General features: G+C 65.4%; 17 protein-coding genes. 11 read left to right on the forward strand and 6 right to left on the reverse strand.

Annotated elements, in window-relative coordinates:
- The coding region (locus tag ACIQ2E_RS04040) for a ribosomal protein L7/L12 (protein ID WP_398326579.1) at positions 1–178 on the forward strand (178 nt) is incomplete at its 5' end.
- A 299-nt stretch (positions 179–477) separates the two neighbouring features.
- On the opposite strand, the gene ACIQ2E_RS04045 is transcribed toward ACIQ2E_RS04040, so the two are convergent.
- Positions 478–1,146, reverse strand: coding sequence for a DUF3747 domain-containing protein (locus ACIQ2E_RS04045; RefSeq protein ID WP_398326531.1), 669 nt, complete (start codon positions 1,144–1,146; stop codon positions 478–480).
- A 63-nt stretch (positions 1,147–1,209) separates the two neighbouring features.
- Between ACIQ2E_RS04045 and ACIQ2E_RS04050 the strand changes: the two genes are divergently transcribed.
- The 6 genes from ACIQ2E_RS04050 to ACIQ2E_RS04075 all read left to right on the forward strand — a co-directional run bounded on the left by ACIQ2E_RS04050 (position 1,210) and on the right by ACIQ2E_RS04075 (position 7,632).
- The gene (locus tag ACIQ2E_RS04050) at positions 1,210–1,992 is read left to right on the forward strand and encodes a ribonuclease H (RefSeq protein WP_398326534.1); all 783 of its coding nucleotides are present in this window, start codon (positions 1,210–1,212) and stop codon (positions 1,990–1,992) included.
- Positions 1,985–3,145 (forward strand): quinone-dependent dihydroorotate dehydrogenase, encoded by a 1,161-nt coding sequence (locus ACIQ2E_RS04055; protein ID WP_398326537.1) that lies wholly within the window; start codon positions 1,985–1,987, stop codon positions 3,143–3,145. Before ACIQ2E_RS04050 ends, ACIQ2E_RS04055 begins: the two co-directional genes overlap by 8 nt.
- Before the next feature lie 28 nt (positions 3,146–3,173).
- Positions 3,174–4,034 carry a hypothetical protein gene (locus ACIQ2E_RS04060; RefSeq protein WP_398326540.1) on the forward strand — a complete coding sequence of 287 codons (861 nt, stop codon included), beginning with the start codon at positions 3,174–3,176 and terminating at the stop codon, positions 4,032–4,034.
- A complete protein-coding gene (locus ACIQ2E_RS04065) occupies positions 4,031–4,726 on the forward strand; it encodes a PilN domain-containing protein (protein WP_398326543.1) in 696 nt (231 codons plus the stop codon). Before ACIQ2E_RS04060 ends, ACIQ2E_RS04065 begins: the two co-directional genes overlap by 4 nt.
- Positions 4,723–5,412: a hypothetical protein gene (locus ACIQ2E_RS04070; RefSeq protein ID WP_398326546.1), complete on the forward strand. Its 690-nt coding sequence runs from the start codon at positions 4,723–4,725 to the stop codon at positions 5,410–5,412. Before ACIQ2E_RS04065 ends, ACIQ2E_RS04070 begins: the two co-directional genes overlap by 4 nt.
- A gap of 228 nt (positions 5,413–5,640) precedes the next feature.
- The gene (locus ACIQ2E_RS04075; protein WP_398326549.1) at positions 5,641–7,632 is read left to right on the forward strand and encodes a type II secretion system protein GspD; all 1,992 of its coding nucleotides are present in this window, start codon (positions 5,641–5,643) and stop codon (positions 7,630–7,632) included.
- Here ACIQ2E_RS04075 and ACIQ2E_RS04080 read toward each other — a convergent pair.
- Positions 7,629–8,417: a pentapeptide repeat-containing protein gene (locus tag ACIQ2E_RS04080; protein ID WP_398326552.1), complete on the reverse strand. Its 789-nt coding sequence runs from the start codon at positions 8,415–8,417 to the stop codon at positions 7,629–7,631. The genes ACIQ2E_RS04075 and ACIQ2E_RS04080 overlap by 4 nt on opposite strands.
- 110 nt (positions 8,418–8,527) lie before the next feature.
- Between ACIQ2E_RS04080 and ACIQ2E_RS04085 the strand changes: the two genes are divergently transcribed.
- The gene (locus ACIQ2E_RS04085; RefSeq protein ID WP_398326555.1) at positions 8,528–9,634 is read left to right on the forward strand and encodes a threonine-phosphate decarboxylase; all 1,107 of its coding nucleotides are present in this window, start codon (positions 8,528–8,530) and stop codon (positions 9,632–9,634) included.
- Here ACIQ2E_RS04085 and ACIQ2E_RS04090 read toward each other — a convergent pair.
- Positions 9,595–10,671 (reverse strand): UDP-N-acetylglucosamine--N-acetylmuramyl-(pentapeptide) pyrophosphoryl-undecaprenol N-acetylglucosamine transferase, encoded by a 1,077-nt coding sequence (locus ACIQ2E_RS04090; protein WP_398326558.1) that lies wholly within the window; start codon positions 10,669–10,671, stop codon positions 9,595–9,597. The genes ACIQ2E_RS04085 and ACIQ2E_RS04090 overlap by 40 nt on opposite strands.
- A gap of 54 nt (positions 10,672–10,725) precedes the next feature.
- Here ACIQ2E_RS04090 and ACIQ2E_RS04095 point away from each other — a divergent pair, with 54 nt between their 5' ends.
- Positions 10,726–11,463 carry a hypothetical protein gene (locus tag ACIQ2E_RS04095; protein ID WP_398326561.1) on the forward strand — a complete coding sequence of 246 codons (738 nt, stop codon included), beginning with the start codon at positions 10,726–10,728 and terminating at the stop codon, positions 11,461–11,463.
- Here the strand turns inward: ACIQ2E_RS04095 and ACIQ2E_RS04100 are convergent.
- Both ACIQ2E_RS04100 and ACIQ2E_RS04105 read right to left on the reverse strand, forming a co-directional pair.
- A complete protein-coding gene (locus tag ACIQ2E_RS04100) occupies positions 11,453–12,415 on the reverse strand; it encodes an NAD(P)-dependent oxidoreductase (RefSeq protein WP_398326564.1) in 963 nt (320 codons plus the stop codon). The two genes, ACIQ2E_RS04095 and ACIQ2E_RS04100, sit on opposite strands and share 11 nt — an antisense overlap.
- Positions 12,415–12,891 (reverse strand): EF-hand domain-containing protein, encoded by a 477-nt coding sequence (locus ACIQ2E_RS04105; protein ID WP_398326567.1) that lies wholly within the window; start codon positions 12,889–12,891, stop codon positions 12,415–12,417. The genes ACIQ2E_RS04100 and ACIQ2E_RS04105 overlap by 1 nt, the downstream gene beginning before the upstream one ends.
- A gap of 128 nt (positions 12,892–13,019) precedes the next feature.
- Between ACIQ2E_RS04105 and ACIQ2E_RS04110 the strand changes: the two genes are divergently transcribed.
- On the forward strand, positions 13,020–13,760 hold the full coding sequence (locus ACIQ2E_RS04110) for a response regulator (RefSeq protein WP_398326570.1): 741 nt from the start codon (positions 13,020–13,022) through the stop codon (positions 13,758–13,760).
- A complete protein-coding gene (locus tag ACIQ2E_RS04115; protein WP_398326573.1) occupies positions 13,738–15,030 on the forward strand; it encodes an ATP-binding protein in 1,293 nt (430 codons plus the stop codon). The genes ACIQ2E_RS04110 and ACIQ2E_RS04115 overlap by 23 nt, the downstream gene beginning before the upstream one ends.
- Positions 15,031–15,076: 46 nt before the next feature.
- Here ACIQ2E_RS04115 and ACIQ2E_RS04120 read toward each other — a convergent pair whose 3' ends face one another.
- On the reverse strand, positions 15,077–16,282 hold the full coding sequence (locus tag ACIQ2E_RS04120; RefSeq protein ID WP_398326576.1) for a phosphoglycerate kinase: 1,206 nt from the start codon (positions 16,280–16,282) through the stop codon (positions 15,077–15,079).
- Between the last annotated feature and the right edge of the window lie 183 nt (positions 16,283–16,465).

Below are 16,465 nucleotides of genomic sequence, written 5' to 3' on the forward strand. Positions count from 1 at the left end.
CGCTGCCAAGATCAAGGTGCTCAAGGCCGTGCGCGAAGCCACCGGCCTGGGCCTGGGCGAAGCCAAGGCTCTCGTGGAAGGCGCTCCTTGCGCCATCAAGGAAGGCGTGTCCAAGGCCGACGCCGAGGCCCTCAAGAAGGCCGTGGAAGAGGCCGGCGGCAAGGTCACCATCAAGTGATCGCTGCGGCGGGCTGCTCTGGCAGCCCGCCATCACGCTTCTGATCCAGCCGGCTCCTGCGGGGGCCGGCTTTTTCGTGAACCAGCGGGTACGGCTGCTGCCTTGAGCGACCTGGGGTCGCAGTTTTCGACCAACCAATAAAAAAGCCCCGCCGAAGGCAGGGCTTTGAGTTCGGAACGCTTCTGGGAGTCTGTCCTCGTTTCGACCCCGGAAGTGGTGTCCCGCACTCCTCACACAAGAGAAACATACGGCAGGAGGAAAACGGGGTCGAGGGGGCGTAGGCCGCTGCGTCAGCTGGCCTAGGGCTTGAACGGGATCACCTGCAGGGCGATTGGACCACTCCCGGGCTGAGGTGGCAGGGGCTTCAGCTTGCTCCCGCTCGCGGGTGCGGCAGGGGCGGCCTCGGAGCTGCCGCGGCTGGCTTTGGCGATCAGCTGGCTGAGGGGGGTTCCATTGGCGAAGTACACATGGCTGAGGGTCTGGCTGCCGTAGGCGCGTCGCTCCAGGCTCCAGCCCCGTTCCAGCTCAATGGCTACAAAGGCCTCGCGGTCGCGCTGGCTGATCGTTCCGCGCCCCACCAGCAGCTCGGTGGGCTGGCTCGGGGTCATCGCCAGCAGGGCCACCGCGTTGCCCTGCTGCTCGAGCCGCAGCCGGTAGCGGCTGGCTAGGTCTTCATCGCCCACCCGCAGCGAATAGCCATTGCTGTCGATGTAGCGGCTGCAGATGCCGCTGAAATCAAAGCGGTTGAGGGCTGGATCGATCAGCCCATCGCTGCGCTTCTCCCAGCAGAGCGGTTCCCGTTTGATCTGCTCGAGCACCAGTAGCTTCCAGTCGCTTTTGCCCACGGGCTGGGCCAGCACCGCAAAGCGCGACTGGTCGAGGGGTTGGCTGGTGAACAGGCTGGCGGCCCAGGCCGGCGCCGCGATCGCCGTAGAGAGGGCCAGCAGGGGCAGGTAGGTTCGCTGCATGGGGTTTCTCTTCTGCGCACGTCGTCAGGAGAGTGTTGTACCGGACCCGGAGGTGAGCGCCCAGTGCCCGATCAGCCAGTGGTGGTAGCGGCCGCCTGTGATGGAGCCTGCAGCGGCAACCCTGGGCCTGGCGGTTGGGGCTGTTTGCTGCGCTTCAGCGATGGCTCGGTGCAGGAGTTCGGCGGCTTTGAGCCCAACACCACCAACAACCGTATGGAGCTCACGGCGGCGCTCACCTTGCTGGACAAGCTGGCGGTGCTGCCGCGTCATCCCGATCTCACGATCCGCACCGATTCGAAATATTTGATCGACGGCTTCAGCAAGTGGATCAATGGCTGGAAGCGCAAGGGCTGGCGCACCGCCTCCGGCAGCCCCGTGCTCAACCGCGACCTCTGGGAAGCCCTCGATGCTGCCCGTTTGAGCGGTCTGCCGTTCACCTACGTGAAAGGTCACAGCGGCGATCCTGATAACGACCGCTGCGATGCCATCGCCGTGGCCTTCTCCAAGGGGCAGCAACCCCAGCTCGCCCAGGGCGAGTACGGCGGCCTGATGGTGAGCGAGTCAGCGCCTGAGCCAGAGCCACCAGCCCTGCAGGACGCAGCTCCCCCGGCCCTGCAGCAGCTGCTCACCCGCCTGGAGCTGGCGGATCGCCTGGCTGAGGGCGGCTACGGGCTCAGCCTGATGGAACTCGCCCAGCTCGTGGAGCAACCGCTGAAAACGCTTGAGGCGCGCACAGAACCCTGGCGCTGGCGCGACTGGCAGGTGCAGCCACACGCTGACGGACGCTGGCGCCTGGCCCGGGAGGCGTCAGGATCGGTGTCAGCGGAGCAACAACGGGATGGCTGAACTCGGCACCGGGGCTCTCTACCAGCGTTTTGTGGGGCCGCTGCTCAGCCGCGATGAAGGCGCCGATGCCGAGCAGCTCAGCCAGCTCACCCTGCAGGCCCTGGGTCAGGCATCGTTGCGGCGCAACTGGCCACTGGTGAGCGGCAGCCTGGCGGGCCTGGGGGCTGAGCTTGAGGTGCGCGATCTGCGCCTCGAACAAACCCTTTTCGGTTGTCGCTTCCGCAACCCCGTGGGCTTGGCCGCCGGCTTCGATAAGAACGCCGTGGCCGCCGGTATCTGGCATTTGTTTGGTTTCGGGTTTGCCGAGGTAGGCACCGTCACCTGGCACGCCCAGCCCGGCAATCCGAAACCGCGCCTGTTTCGGCTGGCGGCGGAGCGGGCGGCGCTCAACCGCATGGGTTTCAACAACAACGGCGCCCTGGCGGCCCGCCGCACCCTCGAGCGCCAGGCTCTTCCGCCAGCGGGTCAGCGCCCGGCCGTGCTCGGGATCAATCTCGGCAAATCCAAGGTCACCCCGTTGGAGCAGGCACCCGACGATTACGCCTCCTCCCTCGAGTTGCTGGCTCCTCTGGCGGATTACGCCGTCATCAACGTGAGCTCCCCCAACACCCCGGGGCTCAGGGAGCTGCAGGACGACGCCCAGCTGCGCCGCCTGGTGGAGCGGCTGCGGCGCCTACCGGCTTGCCCGCCCCTGCTGGTGAAGATCGCCCCCGACCTCGAGGATGAAGCGATCGATGCGATCGCTCGCTTGGCCTACGAGGAGGGCCTGGCAGGTGTGATCGCTGTGAATACCAGCCTCAACCGCCTCGGCCTCGAGCAGCGCCGCATCGCCCAGACCGGACGCACGTTGGCGGAAGAAGCCGGCGGCCTCAGCGGGGCGCCCCTGCGCGGACGTGCCCTGGAGGTGCTGCGCCGCCTGCGGGCGGTGGCCGGGCCCAGTCTGCCGCTGATTGGTGTGGGCGGCATCGAGTCGCCGGAGGCGGCCTGGGAGCGCATCAGCGCCGGGGCCTCGCTGATACAGCTCTACACCGGCTGGATCTATGAGGGACCCCAGCTGGTGCCCTCCATCCTGGAGGGCATCTGCCAGCAGCTGGATCGCCACGGCTTCCGCAGCATCAGCGAAGCGGTGGGCAGCGGCGCGGGCTGGCGATAGTTTGCGCTCAGATGGCAGCTGAGCTGCGGTGGTGCTCTCGGGGCTTCAGGATCAGCTCGCACCACTGAAGAGTTGGCTCTTCCCCCGGCGCGTGTATCTGCAGCTTGAGGATCAGGCCTTCACGGCGATGGTGCTCGATGGTGAACGTGTGGCATGGCTCGAGCGGGTGCCGCTGCCGGAAGACTTGTGCGTGAACGGCCAGCCCACGGCGGTGGAGGCGTTGGGGGATCTGATCGGGGATCTGTTGATCGAGCGCGGTTTCTCTGGCGCTCGGGTGAAGGCGGTGCTTCCGCGGGCTGCCACCGCCTGGCGGGTGATCGCCTGGCCCGATGCGCGTTGGCCCGATCAACCCGAAGTGGTGGTGCGGCAGCAACAGGATCAGCTCGATCTGCCTTGGTCGCTGCGAGACGCAGATTTGCGTCTTGAACCCTTGATCGGAGCCCCGCCTCGCTCGCTGCTGGTGGTCGTGCAGCGCGCTTTGCTCGAGACCTGGATCGAGGTGTTCAGCCAGGCCGGTGTGGCGCTCGATGGGATGGAACCGCTACCGATCTGCCTGTGGCGGGCGGCGGAGCCGCAGCTCGCTGAGGGGGTGCGGCTGCTTCTGCAGTTGCAGGAGGAGAAGAGCTGGGTGCTGGCCCTGGATCAGGGAGAGCCGTTGGGCGAATGGCCGCTGCCTGCGCTCACAGAACTGGAGGCGCTGATCCCTGCGTTGCACACCTTTCAACGGCGCTTCCATCCCAGGGCTGCCCTGGTGAGCGGTGATGAGCCGGCCGTGGATGCGGTGCTGCCTGAGCTGGTCGGAGCGCTGGGATGTTCGGTGTCTTGGTTGGAACCGCACGCTGAGGCGCCTGCCTTGAGGGGGCTCGTGGCGGGAGATCGGCTGCCATGACCATCCCTGTCTGGCTGATCGGCGATTGGGATTTGCTGCGGCAGCGTCGCCTGGAGAGGGGGCTCCCTCCCAGCCCTGAGCCGTTGGTTCCAGCGCGGGGCCTGCTGCTGCGGGGCACAGCTCTGGGCGCAGGTTTGTTGTTGGCCGTGCTGGGGTTGTGGGGAGCGCTGTTGTGGAGGCAAGCCCTGCTCGAGCGGGAGTTGGAGGGGTTGCGGGGGATTCCGGCTCAGGTGCAGGCGTTGGAGGCTCAGGCGCTGGTTCAGCGCCGCAAGCTCAGCGGCTTGCAACGCAGTACTGACAGCTTGGCAAAGGGGCTGGTCGCGGTGTCGTCGGGTTCAGCGCTGGTGGCTCAACTGGCAGCGATCACGCCACAGGGTGTTCAGCTCACCGATGTGCAGGTGCAAGGCAACAGCCTGAAGCTCAAGGGCGTGGCGGCAGATCCACAAGCGTTTGGGCGCGTGAACGCCTTGAGTTTGCTGTTGGGCCAATCACCGATGTTTGAGGGCAAGGGCGTGAAGGTGATCAGGCTCAGTCGCGATGTCGCCAAGGCCGGGGCACCACTCGAGTGGGATCTCACGGCTGCCTTCGTCACCCTGCCGGCTGCGCGGCAGGTGCAGTTGCTGCAGAGCCTTGGAGCTGAGGGGTTGGCCAAGCGCTTGCAGATCCTGGAGCGGGCGGGGGTGCTGCCATGAGCAACCTGCAGGTGAGTCGGCCCAGCCGTTTGCAACGGGACTGGGTGTTGATGGGGCTGCCTGCAGCGATGGGGCTGCTCTTGAGCGTTGGGGTGGCCGGGCTGGCAGTGTGGCCCACCTGGCAGCGCCTCCAGATTGCGCAGGCGGAACGGGAGCAACTGGCCGAACAGCGTCAGCGCCTGCCGCTGCTGCGCACGCAACTGCTGAAGCTCCGCGACAACGTGGAGCAGGCAGAACAGCGGAGAATCCAGATCCTGGGGTTGATCGCCGGCAGCGGCGAGATCAACACTTTTATGGCTCAGCTCAGCGCCGAGGCCCAGCGAACAGGGGTGATCCTCGATGGCTATGAGCCGATCACCACGGCCCCGCCCCTCGAAGCTGAATCAAGTCGATCCAACGCGAAGCCGGCCAAAGACAAGGCTCCGGCCCCTCCTCCCGATCCTTTGCTGGCTCCCGGCCTGCAAAAAACATCCCTGCTGCTCACGGCGAGAGGCACGGGCCCGCAGCTGTTGGCTTTCCTGAGGGGGCTTGAGAAGCTCAGCTTGCTGGTGGTGCAGAGCGATCTGAGCCTCAAGCATGAAACCAAAGACGCCGCCAAGCCGGGTGAAGCTGCCGCCAGCACCACGCAACTGCGGCTGAACCTGAGTCTCTACAGCTCCGCTGAGCAGCCTGCCAAGGCCCCCTGAAGCCTGGCCTGGCCTGGTGTTTGCCGATACCATCCGCCTAAAACCGGTAGGGGATCAAGCGTGAAGCTGCGTTGTGGCCTGCTTCTGGCCGTGGTGGCCGCGGCTACAGCGTTGGCACCTCTGGAGGCAGCGCCCCGCCCCTCTGGGCCGGTGACGTCGGCCAGCGCAACTCCAGCCGCCGGCTCTGTGGCACTGAGCTTGAGGCGCTCACCGGAGGGTGTGGAGCTGGTGATTGAGGGCACGGGTGCTGCTCCAGTGCTGCAGCAGAGCCGCGATGGTCAGGCCTGGCGGGGCGATCTTCAGATGGCTGCTCCAGGATCGCTGCGTCTTGGCCCCCAGCGATTCACGCTGCCTGAGGCTGGCTTGCAGAGCGTGAGCCTGAATGGCGCCGGCCGCGACTATCAGCTGCAGGTGGTTCCGATGCCAGGTGCTCCGCTGGGTCGGCCGGTGGTGAGCGCCGATGGGCGGAATCTGATCATCAGCTTCTCAACCCCAGTTCAGCCCGCCGACCAGTCGGCTCGATTCAATCTGCGTGAACCCGGATCAGTCCCTCAGCCTGACTATGCACCGCCGCTCAAGCCGCGGGCCGTGGCGCCACCGCTCGGGGATATGGCAGTGGGAACCATGGTGCTTTCGAACCGCAGCTTTCTCAAGCTGAATGGGCCTCCGGTCACGATGACCCTTCGCAATGCCCCATCGAAAGATGCCTTGATGGCATTGGCCCAACTCGGTGGATATGGCTTTGTTTACGTGGCTGATGATTACTCTGCGCCATCGGTAAGTCGTTCGGGTCAGCAATCGCCAGCTTCTGCTCAGGATGCTTTGGTGTCTCTGGCTTTTCGTGGGGAATCTTATTCGCGGGCGGTTAATTCTGTGCTGCTGGCTGCTGGTTTGCAGGGGCGGCTTGAGGGCAGGATGCTGATGGTTGGCCCCTCTGTGTTGGGCAAAACCTTTGGGGCACAACTTTCAAAGGTTTATCGCCTGAATCAGGCTTCTGCTGATTCGGCTGCGAATTATCTGGCGAGCCTAGGAGCGCGAATCACCAAAGTTACGACGATCACGAATGTTGTGAGTTCGGGTCAGTCGTTAGCGAATCAGGTTGCTGGTGCTGAGCAAACCCAGCAGACCAAGCAGGAAACCATCACGTCGACGGAATCCTATGGTTCTGCGTCAGGGCCCTTGCTCGGACTGATTGGAACGACCGATTCAAGGCTGCAAACCGTGACTTTGGTTGGCGATGCGCAGCTGGTGAGTGTTGCCGAAAACTATCTGCGTCAGATTGATTTGCGCCAGAGGCAGGTGGCGCTCACGGTCCGGATCCTGGATGTGACGCTCAAGAATGATGCTGATATCAAGAACAGCTTTGCATTTAGGTATGGCAATAATTTTATTGTCAGCCAGGAAGGGCAAATGGTTGGCGCTTTTAATAATCGACTTCCTCCGGTATCGGCTGATCCGCTTGTGCCTGGCCCGCTAAATCCTGGGCAGAATTACGCGCCCAACAATTTTTATGATTTGGTGCGCGCTCAGATTCAGTCGGAAAACACCAAGGTTTTGGCGAGCCCGACCTTGATTTTGAGTGAAAATGCTGAGCCTCTTCAGGGTGGAGCTGCGGTGGCGGTGGCCTCCGGAGAGGGTGGTAATGCGGTGCTTAATACGGCGACGATTGGTCGCCCTTATGCCAATGAGTCGTTTGTGACAGTGGGCACCCAAGTGATTACTGATTACACGGTGCAAGCGGGGCAGAACGGGGCGCCCAACACCTGCCAGCCTGAATTCGGTACCGCTGGCTTGACCTTCGGGGCCAAGGTTTCCAAGATTGATGACAACGGTTTTGTCACATTTTCTCTGTCGCCTGCGGTGTCGGCGGTTGCGGATACGCCTCAGCAGATTCAGGGCTGCGGGAACGTGAGTATTTTGCGAGTGAGGCGTTTGGATACGGGATCGGTGCGTGTTCGCGATGGGCAAACGCTGATCCTGACCGGTGTGATTTCCGATGAGGACAGGCAAGCAGTAACGAAATGGCCGATTCTCGGAGACTTGCCATTTGTTGGTCAGTTTTTCAGGTCGTCGTCAAACAATCGCTCGAAGAATGAACTTGTTATCCTAGTCACCCCGCGGATCGTTGATGACGTGCAGGGGGGCGCTTATGGATACGGCTACCAGGCGACGACGCAGGACGCGCGACGGTTTGTTGGTGCACCTGTGCCGGCCTTTTAGAAAGGGATTGGCAGCATCGTTTTGGCGGCGAGTGGAGCCAGTATCTGAAACGCGCTGATCGCTGCTCCAATCAAGTGCGACCCGGCGCCGTTGCCTCCTTTGGGTCGAGGAGGCGCCTGTGTCATCAGGTTCGCGGCTTGTGCGAGTGCTTCTGCTTGTGATGTGTCGCCCATCATTGAGTACAGCTGGGCTGCGTAGGTCAGGTCTTGCGCTGCCATCTGAAGTTGGCCTTGTTCGGCTCTGCTGAGGCCTCTTCCGACCCAGCTGACCGCTGCATCCGGCATGCGCTTGATGGCATGGTTAAACCACTCTTCCGCTTCGGGGTGACGTCCTTCCTGAGCGGCTCGGATCCCGGCGTTGTGCAGTTCTGCATAGCTGTGGGCCGCTAGGGCGATTCCCTTGGCGTGTTGCCAATGACTGCGGCTCAGCCCCCCAGGTTCGATGATGGCGCCCGTGAGATCGGCGTTGCGTAGATCGGTTCCGATCAGCACGGCTCCACGTAGATCGGCTCCTTGCAGCGATGCTCCCGCCAGGCTGGCGAAACTGAGGTTGGCCTGACGTAGATCTGCTCCGGAGAGGCGTGCTCCGCTCAGATTCGCCCGCTGAAGTTTTGCTCCTTGCAGCCGGGCATCTCTTAGATCAGCGTGAACCAGATCGGCATCGTCCAGGTTGCACCGCTCACAGCGTCGCTGTTCGAGGATCTGGATCACCGACGCGGCTTCGGCCGCATTCGTTGCGGATGGCCAAGGGGGTGGTGCCCATGACACGGCAACGGCCAGAGCCATCGGCAAGAGGCCGCGTTGTGGCATGCGCGCCAGGAAGGAAGCGTTGGGCCGTTTTAACCGCTTCTCTGCCGCGCGTCGATCAGGCTGGTGATCGTGTGTTCTGGTGTGGTGTGCCCGAAGCCCACGGTGGCAATGTTCAAGCTGCAGCCCATCGTTTGGGTTGTCGGCCCGGGCAGTTGCTTGATGCCAGTGCGTCCCTGGCACCCTTTCCCCTGCCATGGACTGCCCATGTCAGCCAGTTAGCGGCCCCTTTGAACGCCTACCCGGATCGTCGCTTGGTTGGGCTTCGAGGGTGCATCAGTGCTGTGCACCGATTGCCACAGGATTGTGTGTTGCCTGGAAATGGCGCTGCCGAGTTGTTCACCTGGGCCGCTCGTGATGCGGCAGCAGTCGGGCACTCGCTCCTTCCGCAGCCCGGCTTTGCCGATTATGAGCGGGCCTTGGAGTGCTGGGGCGCTTCTACGGTTTCGCTCCGGTTACCGCTGCATTGGACAGTCCCTGGACCTGCTCCCTTCCCTGGTGGGACTTGCCAGGGTGATGTGCTTTGGCTCACCAACCCGCACAACCCCACAGGTCAGCTTTGGAGCCGCGCATCGCTGGAGCCTTTGTTGAGGCGCTATGCGCTGGTGATCTGTGACGAGGCGTTTTTGCCTCTGGTGCCCAACGGCGAAGAGCAGTCGCTGATCGACCTGGTTTCACTCCACTCCAATCTGGTGGTGATCCGCAGCCTCACCAAGCTTTATGGCATTGCTGGTCTGCGTTTGGGCTATGCGGTGGCTCAGCCCGAGCGATTGCAGCGTTGGGCTCGATGGCGTGATCCTTGGCCGGTCAATGCCGTGGCCGCAGCCGTGGGGCAGGCGTTGCTGCGCCAGCCCAAGCGTTATCAAGCGTGGTTGCAGCGTGTGCAGTGCTGGACAGCCCTAGAAGGTGGCTGGTTGCAACAGCAGCTGGCTGCTCTGCCCGGAATCACGCCCATGCCGTCGGCCGCTAACTACCTCTTGATTCGCGGTGATCGCAACGGCGAGCCCTCTTCGCTGCAGCCTCTCCGGGAAGCCTTGGAAACGCGCCACCGCATCCTGCTGCGCGATTGCCGCTCGTTTGAAGGGTTGGATGAAACCTGGCTGCGGATCGGTTACCAGAGCCGCCGGGGTAATCAGCGCATCATCCGGGCGATGCGTCAGGAGCTGAGCTCCATCAACAACTCCGCCAGCAACTGATCCGCATCCCGCGCCGCCAGCCGCTCCATTCCGGCGCGCAGCTGCAGCAGCGGATCCATGGTTGGATCGCAGCCCCGCAGGCGCGGCCCCAGCAGTCGCCAGATCGCCTGTTCAAGAGCGGGATGCTCCGGTGGGTGTTGCCACACGATCACCGCGGCACCGAGGGCGGCGGCGGCACCGGCGTTGGCGTCCTGGTGTTTGTCGGCGGCCTGGGGGAAGGGCACCAGGATCGCGGGGCTGCCGCACACCGCCAGTTCGCTCAGGCTGCCGGCGCCAGCGCGGCTGATCACCAGATCGGCGTGTTGCAGTAGGCCCGCCACCTCATCGCTGAAGGGGCGCTCGGCGTAGGCCGGAGGCTGCAGCTGGCCGCTCTCCGGGTCGTTGCTGCCGCTGAGGTGTACCACGCGGCAGCCGGCGGCGAGCAGCTGGGGCAGCAGCGGCCGCACCATGCGGTTGAGCCCCACGGCCCCCTGGCTGCCGCCCATCACCACCAGCAACGGTCCGGATCCGGCGGGCACCCAGGCGGGCAGTGGCGCTGGCTCCAGAAACGCCCGCCGCACCGGAGTGCCTGTGACGCGCGGCTGGCAGCCCGGCAGGCGTTCGGCGGCCTGGGGCAACCCCACGGCCACGCGGCTGCAGAGTTTGCCGAGCAAGCGCGTCACCCGGCCGGGTACGCCGTTGGATTCGTGCAGCACGACGGGCACGCCACACCAGCGCGCCGCCAGGATCGCCGGGGCGGCGATGTAGCCCCCGGTGCTGAACACCACGCTGATCCCCTCTCGGCGGATGAGCTGGCGCACGCTCCAGCTGGCGCCAAGCAAGCGCAAGAGGTTGAGCAGTTTCTCCAGGCCGCGCCCCTGCAATCCGCCAGCGTTCACGGTGTGAAGAGGGATGTCGGCCGGCACCAGTGCGGTCTCCAGCCGGTCGGGCACCCCCAGCCACTGGATCTGCCAGTCCGCTGGAAGGGCCTGGGCTACAGCCAGGGCCGGAAAGAGATGCCCGCCGGTGCCGCTGGCCGCGATCAACAGGCGAGACATGGTTGCGGCGGGAAGGCGCGCCTAACTTAAGGGCCGTGTGTTGGTTGAGCTCCAGTGCTGTTGCGCCCTCTCCTGCCGGCTGCCTTTGCTTTGGCCGGGCTGGTGATGGCAGCTGCGCCCTTGCGGGCAGCCCCGAGCCTGCGGGCGTTGCAGGAGGCCCTCAACAGCAGCTCAGCTGAGGCGCTCACCGCCGTGCTCGAGCCTGGCCAAGGCTTCGACCCGGATGAAGTGGCCCGCCGCCGGTTGCTGTTGCGCGAGCAATTCCCCGATGCCAGCTGGAGCGTGCAGCCTGGTGCTCCGCTGAAGGACGGCCGCGCCACCACCCAGATCAACGTGACGGGTAGCCGCGAAGAAGGCCCTTATCGCTTCCGCTTTGAGGCGCAGCAGCAGCTCGTGCTTGGGGCCAACGGCAACCGCTTCAACAGCCAGGAGGTGATTCGCGAGACCTCACTTCTGCGCAGCGGTGAGAACAACCTGAAGGTGAGCCTGCTGATTCCCGATGCGGTGCTCACAGGCCAGCGCTACGACATCGATGTGGTGTTCGATGAACCCCTCGACGGTGCCGTTGTGGCCGGCGCCCTCAAGCCGGTGACAGCCGCAGAGCTGCTGCGGATGCGTACCCCAGATCTCCAACTTGAAGCCCTCGGTGGCGGCGGCATCTTCAAGAATGCTCAGGCGCCTTATCAGCCCGGCACCCAGACCTGGGCTGTGCTGCTGGTGCACCCCAAGGGGATCGTGGCTGCCAGCAAGCAGGTGCGTGTGGTGGCCGATCGCGCTGCTCTCAGCTTCTGAACCAGCGAGCCAGGACCGACACATCCAGATCCCCATGACCATCGGCCAGGAGGGCGTCTTCCATGGCGGCGACCAAACGGCTAACCGGTAGCTCAAGCCGCTGTGCTTCTGCCGCCTCCAGGGCGATGGCGAGATCTTTGCGGTGTAGCGCCAGCTTGAAGCCCAGCGGGTAGTGGTCGTTGATCATTTGGGCGCTGCGGTGCTCCAGAGCCCAAGAGCCGGCGGCACCGCCTTTGAGGGCAGACACCACTTGCTGGCGATCCAGCCCGAGCCGTTCCGCCAGCTGCAGGGCTTCGGCAACGGCGGCGTAGCTGCCCGCCACGAGCACCTGGTTCACGGCCTTGGCTTCCTGGCCGGATCCCACGGGGCCGAAGTGGGTGATCGAGCTGCCAAGGATCTCCAGCAGAGGTGTCGCCTGATCCAGATCCTCGGGAGCGCCCCCCACTAACACCGAGAGCGTGCCTGCTTTGGCTCCTTCGGTGCCGCCAGTGACCGGTGCATCCAGGTAGCGGATGTTCCGCTCGGCCAGGGCTGCCCCCAGGCGCCGGCTGGTGCCGGGGCTGATGGTGGAGCAGTCGATCACCAGGGAGCCAGGCCGTAGGCCGTGAATCGCCGCCTTCGAAGAATCCGTGCGTTCTGTACGGCATTCAGGAGGCGGGATGGTCTCGTTGCCCGGGGTGTGGTCATCGCTGCCCTCTGGGCCCAGTAGCACCTCTTCCGCGGCGCGGTCGTCGCTCACGCAGAGCAGCAGCACCTCGGCCTCACGCGCTGCGTCTGCTGGGCTGCTTGCCACCCGGGCGCCGGAGGCTCGCAGGGGCTCACAGCTGCTCGCTGTGCGGTTGAACACCGTGAGCGCATGGCCCGCCTGCAGCAGGTTGTGGGCCATCGGAGCCCCCAGGGCTCCCAGGCCGATCCAGGCCAGGGAGGGGCGGTGCAAGGGCTCCATCTCCATCACGGCTTGGCTGGGGCAGAGAGCTGGCGGCGCCGCTGGTCGCCCAGGCTCTGCAGCTCCTGGCGATCCACGCGGCCATCGCCGTTGCGATCAGCTTGGCCGAAATGGCGCTGCAGCCAGCTGAAGGCCTCGGCTTCGCGGCGATCGATGCCGCCATCGCCGTTGCGATCAGCCTGCTCGAAGAAGCGCTTGGCCCGCTCGCCCCGCGTGGCCTGGGCTGGAGTGAGATCGTCCGGCCCGAGATAGCCGCGCTGGCGGCTGTCGAGGCGTTCGAAGTGGCGCTCGAGATAGGGCTGGCCCTGCACTTCTTGCCGCTGCAGGCGCTGGTCGTTGTTGCGATCGAGCCGCTCAAACAGCAGGCGCATGCGCTGCTGATAGGTCTGCTGTTCTGCAGCGGTCTGAGCTTGGGCAGCAGAGCCCAGCCCCAGGCTGATCGCCAGGGCCAGGTGCCCCCATCGCTGCAGCATCTGGCGCATGGTCCAAGCCTATGGAGCGATGGCGAGCCTCAGCTGCTGGCTGCACGATCAAGCTGTGACCAGATCTGTCTGAGGCGGCCCGGGCGCCTGGATCTCCATACAGTCGGCGAAGGCCCTTGGAACCCTCGATGGCTGTTGCGCCCCGCATGGCCCCAGCGCGCATCTGGGTGGTGGACGACGACCCCGAGCAGCGGCGCCTGCTCGGCACCTACCTCACCGATCAGGGTTACGACGTGCGCTGCCTCAGCAGTGGTGAGCAGCTGATGGCCCGCTTGGAGGGGCAGCGGCCCGATCTGGTGGTGCTCGATGTGATGCTCCCGGGCGACGACGGCCTCACCCTGCTGCGCCGCTTGCGCGATGGTGGCGACGATCTGCCTGTGGTGATGCTCACCGCCCGCGGCGATGGTGTGGATCGGATCATCGGTCTGGAGCAGGGCGCCGACGACTACCTCGGCAAACCCTTCCTGCCTCGCGAGCTCACCGCCCGCATCGAAGCGGTGTTGCGGCGCCGTGTGGCCCTGCCGGCTGGAACGCCGCTGGCGGAAGGGCAACGCGTGGAATTCGGCGACAACCGCCTCGATTTGGCGGCCCGCAGCCTTGAGCGTGCGGGCGTTCCAGTGGTGATCACCAGCGGTGAGTTCAGCCTGCTCTCGGCTTTCGTGCAGCATCCTCACCGGCCCTTGTCGCGCGAGCGGCTGATCGAGCTGGCCCGCGGTCCCGGTTCCGATACCGATAGCCGCAGCATGGATGTGCAGGTGTCGCGCGTGCGCAAGCTGGTGGAACCCGATCCCACGCGCCCCCGTTACCTGCAAACGGTGTGGGGTTATGGCTACGTCTTTGTTCCCGATGGCCAGCCCCGCAGCCGTTAGGTATGTGCTGGTGGGGGCCGGTGTGTCGGCTCTTGGCCTGGTGGTGCTACAGGCTCTGCTGGCCCAGCGCTTGGAGCGGGCTCAGATCATCCAGCTCGGCCCCGAAGTGGCCTTCAATCTGCGGCTCGGCGAGCTGGCTCTGGATCGCCTGCCGCCGGCTGCTCTCTCCCGCTTGAGCGGCCTGCCGCTGCGGGTGGGTGCCAATCCCCCGCTCAGCTCTGATCGCCGCTTGCAGCGTCAGGCCCGGCAGCTGCAGCAGGAGCTCTGCCGCGAGCTTGCCCCCTGCCCGCCGGTGCTGCCGGCCGGTGGTGAACGTCCAGGGGTGTGGGTGGAGTTGCTCTCGCCGCTGGAGCCGGTGTGGTTGTTCACGCCACTCGATCTGGCGGGCGTTCGTGCGCCGGATCCGTTGCTGTCGGCCCTGTCCCTGCTGGCGGGCAGCATTTCCAGCTCGCTGCTCTACCTCTGGTGGGAGGTGCAGCGGCCGTTGCAACAGCTGGAGCATGCCCTCGCTCAGGTGGGCAACGGTGATCAGGCCGCGGCGCCATTGCCCACGGCCGGCACCGGTGCGGTGCGCCGACTCACGGCGCGGTTCAAGGCGATGGTGCAGCGCCTGGCGGCCAACGAACGCGAGCGGTCCACCATGCTCGCCGGCATTGCCCATGATCTGAAAAGCCCGCTCACACGCTTGCGCCTGCGCCTGGCGGGCCACGCTGAGCAGCAGCGGGCTGAGGCCGATCTGGATGCCCTGGAGCGGATCACGGCCCAGTTCCTGCTCTTCGCGGGTGGTGGCGATGCCGAGCCTGCCGTGGAGCTCCCCCTGGATCAGTGGCTGGCGGAGCTGAGTGCCCCGATCGAGCCGGAGCAGCTGAAGCTCGATCTCGAGCCTCTGCAGGCCTGCGTGCAACCCACGGCCCTCGGTCGCGCTGTGGGCAATTTGATCGACAACGCTCTCAGCCATGGCCGCCCGCCCCTGCGGCTCGTACTGCGGCGCGAAGGCCCGGATGGATTTCGCATCGAGGTGTGGGATTGCGGCGCAGGCATCAGCGCCGAGGCCTGGCCCCAGGCGCTGCAACCCTTTCTGCGCCTCGATCGCGCCCGCGGCGGCAGCGGCCACTGCGGCTTGGGCCTGGCGATTGCGGTGAGGGTGGCGGCCAGCCATGGAGGGCAACTGGAGTGTCGGCTCAGTGCCGAGGGCTTTGCGGTGGTGTTGCGCGGCCGCTCAGTTGCATCGGGTCATGGCCAGCTGGGAACCACCGGCGTTGATCCATGAAAAAAGCCCCCTTGCAGGGGGCCATGTCTGCGTCGGGAAGCGTGGATCAGGCTTCGTCGAGGGCGGCCACGCCGGGCAGCACCTTGCCTTCCAGCAGCTCGAGGCTGGCGCCGCCACCGGTGGAGATGTGCGACATCTTGTCGGCGAGGCCGGCCTTCTCCACAGCCGCCACGGAGTCGCCGCCGCCGATGATCGTGCAGCAGCCCTTGCCGCTGAGGTCGGCCAGGGTGGTGGCGATGGCGTTGGTGCCGGCGGCGAAGGCGTCGAACTCGAACACGCCCATGGGGCCGTTCCAGATCACGGTCTTGCAGTCGGCCAGGGCGTCCTGGAACACCTTCACGGAATCGGGGCCGATGTCGAGGCCCATCCAGCCGTCGGGGATCGCGTCCACGTTGGCGATCTGGGTGTTGGCGTCAGGGGCGAAGTTGTCGGCCAGCACCACATCGGTGGGCAGCAGGAACTGAACGCCCTTGGCAGCGGCCTTGGCCTCGAGCTCCTTGGCCAGCTCGAGCTTGTCTTCCTCCACCAGGCTCTTGCCAACGGCCAGGCCGCGTGCCTTGTAAAAGGTGAAGACCATGCCGCCGCCGACAAGGATCTTGTCGCACTTGTCGAGCAGGGCCTCGAGCACGCCGATCTTGGAGCTCACCTTGGAGCCGCCCACGATCGCGGCCAGGGGGCGCTTGGGCTCATCGATGGCGCCCTGCAGGTACTGCAGCTCCTTCTCCATCAGGTAGCCGGCCACGCTGGGGCTCAGGTACTGGGTCACGCCCTCGGTGGAGGCGTGGGCGCGGTGGGCGGCACCGAAGGCGTCGTTCACATACACATCAGCCAGGGCTGCCAGCTGCTTGGCGAAGTCGCCCTCGTTCTTCTCTTCCTCAGCGAAGAAGCGCACGTTCTCGAGCAGCACCACGTCGCCGTCGGCCATGGCGGCCACCTTGGCTTCGGCGTCGGGGCCGATGCAGCTGTCGGTCTTCACCACGCTCTTGCCCAGCAGCTCGCTCAGACGGGCGGCCACGGGGGTGAGGCGCATGCCCTCGTTCACCTGACCCTTCGGACGGCCGAAGTGGGCCGAGAGGATCACCTTGGCGCCCTTGCCGGTGAGGTCGTTGATGGTGGGCAGGGCAGCGCGGATGCGGGTGTCATCGGTGATGGCGCCGGCATCGTTGAGGGGCACGTTGAAGTCGACCCGAACCAGCACGCGCTTGCCGCGCAGTTCATCAGCGGAGAGGCTGGCCAGGGAGCGCTTCGCCATGGGTGAGGGCTAAGGGAAAGGTCGGGCGAATTTAGCGGGCCGGTCAAGGGGAACCAAAATGCACGCAAAATTGGCTGCAGCGCGTTCTGGCGCTAAACAATGGATGCACCGGCCTACCGGCCATGTTCGAGATTGTTCTGTTCCCCATCGACCGCAGCCGTCAGGCCGCTGAAACCGCTGCCA

The sequence above is a fragment of the Vulcanococcus sp. genome, from assembly GCF_044369115.1.
In the GTDB taxonomy this organism is placed as follows: domain Bacteria; phylum Cyanobacteriota; class Cyanobacteriia; order PCC-6307; family Cyanobiaceae; genus Vulcanococcus.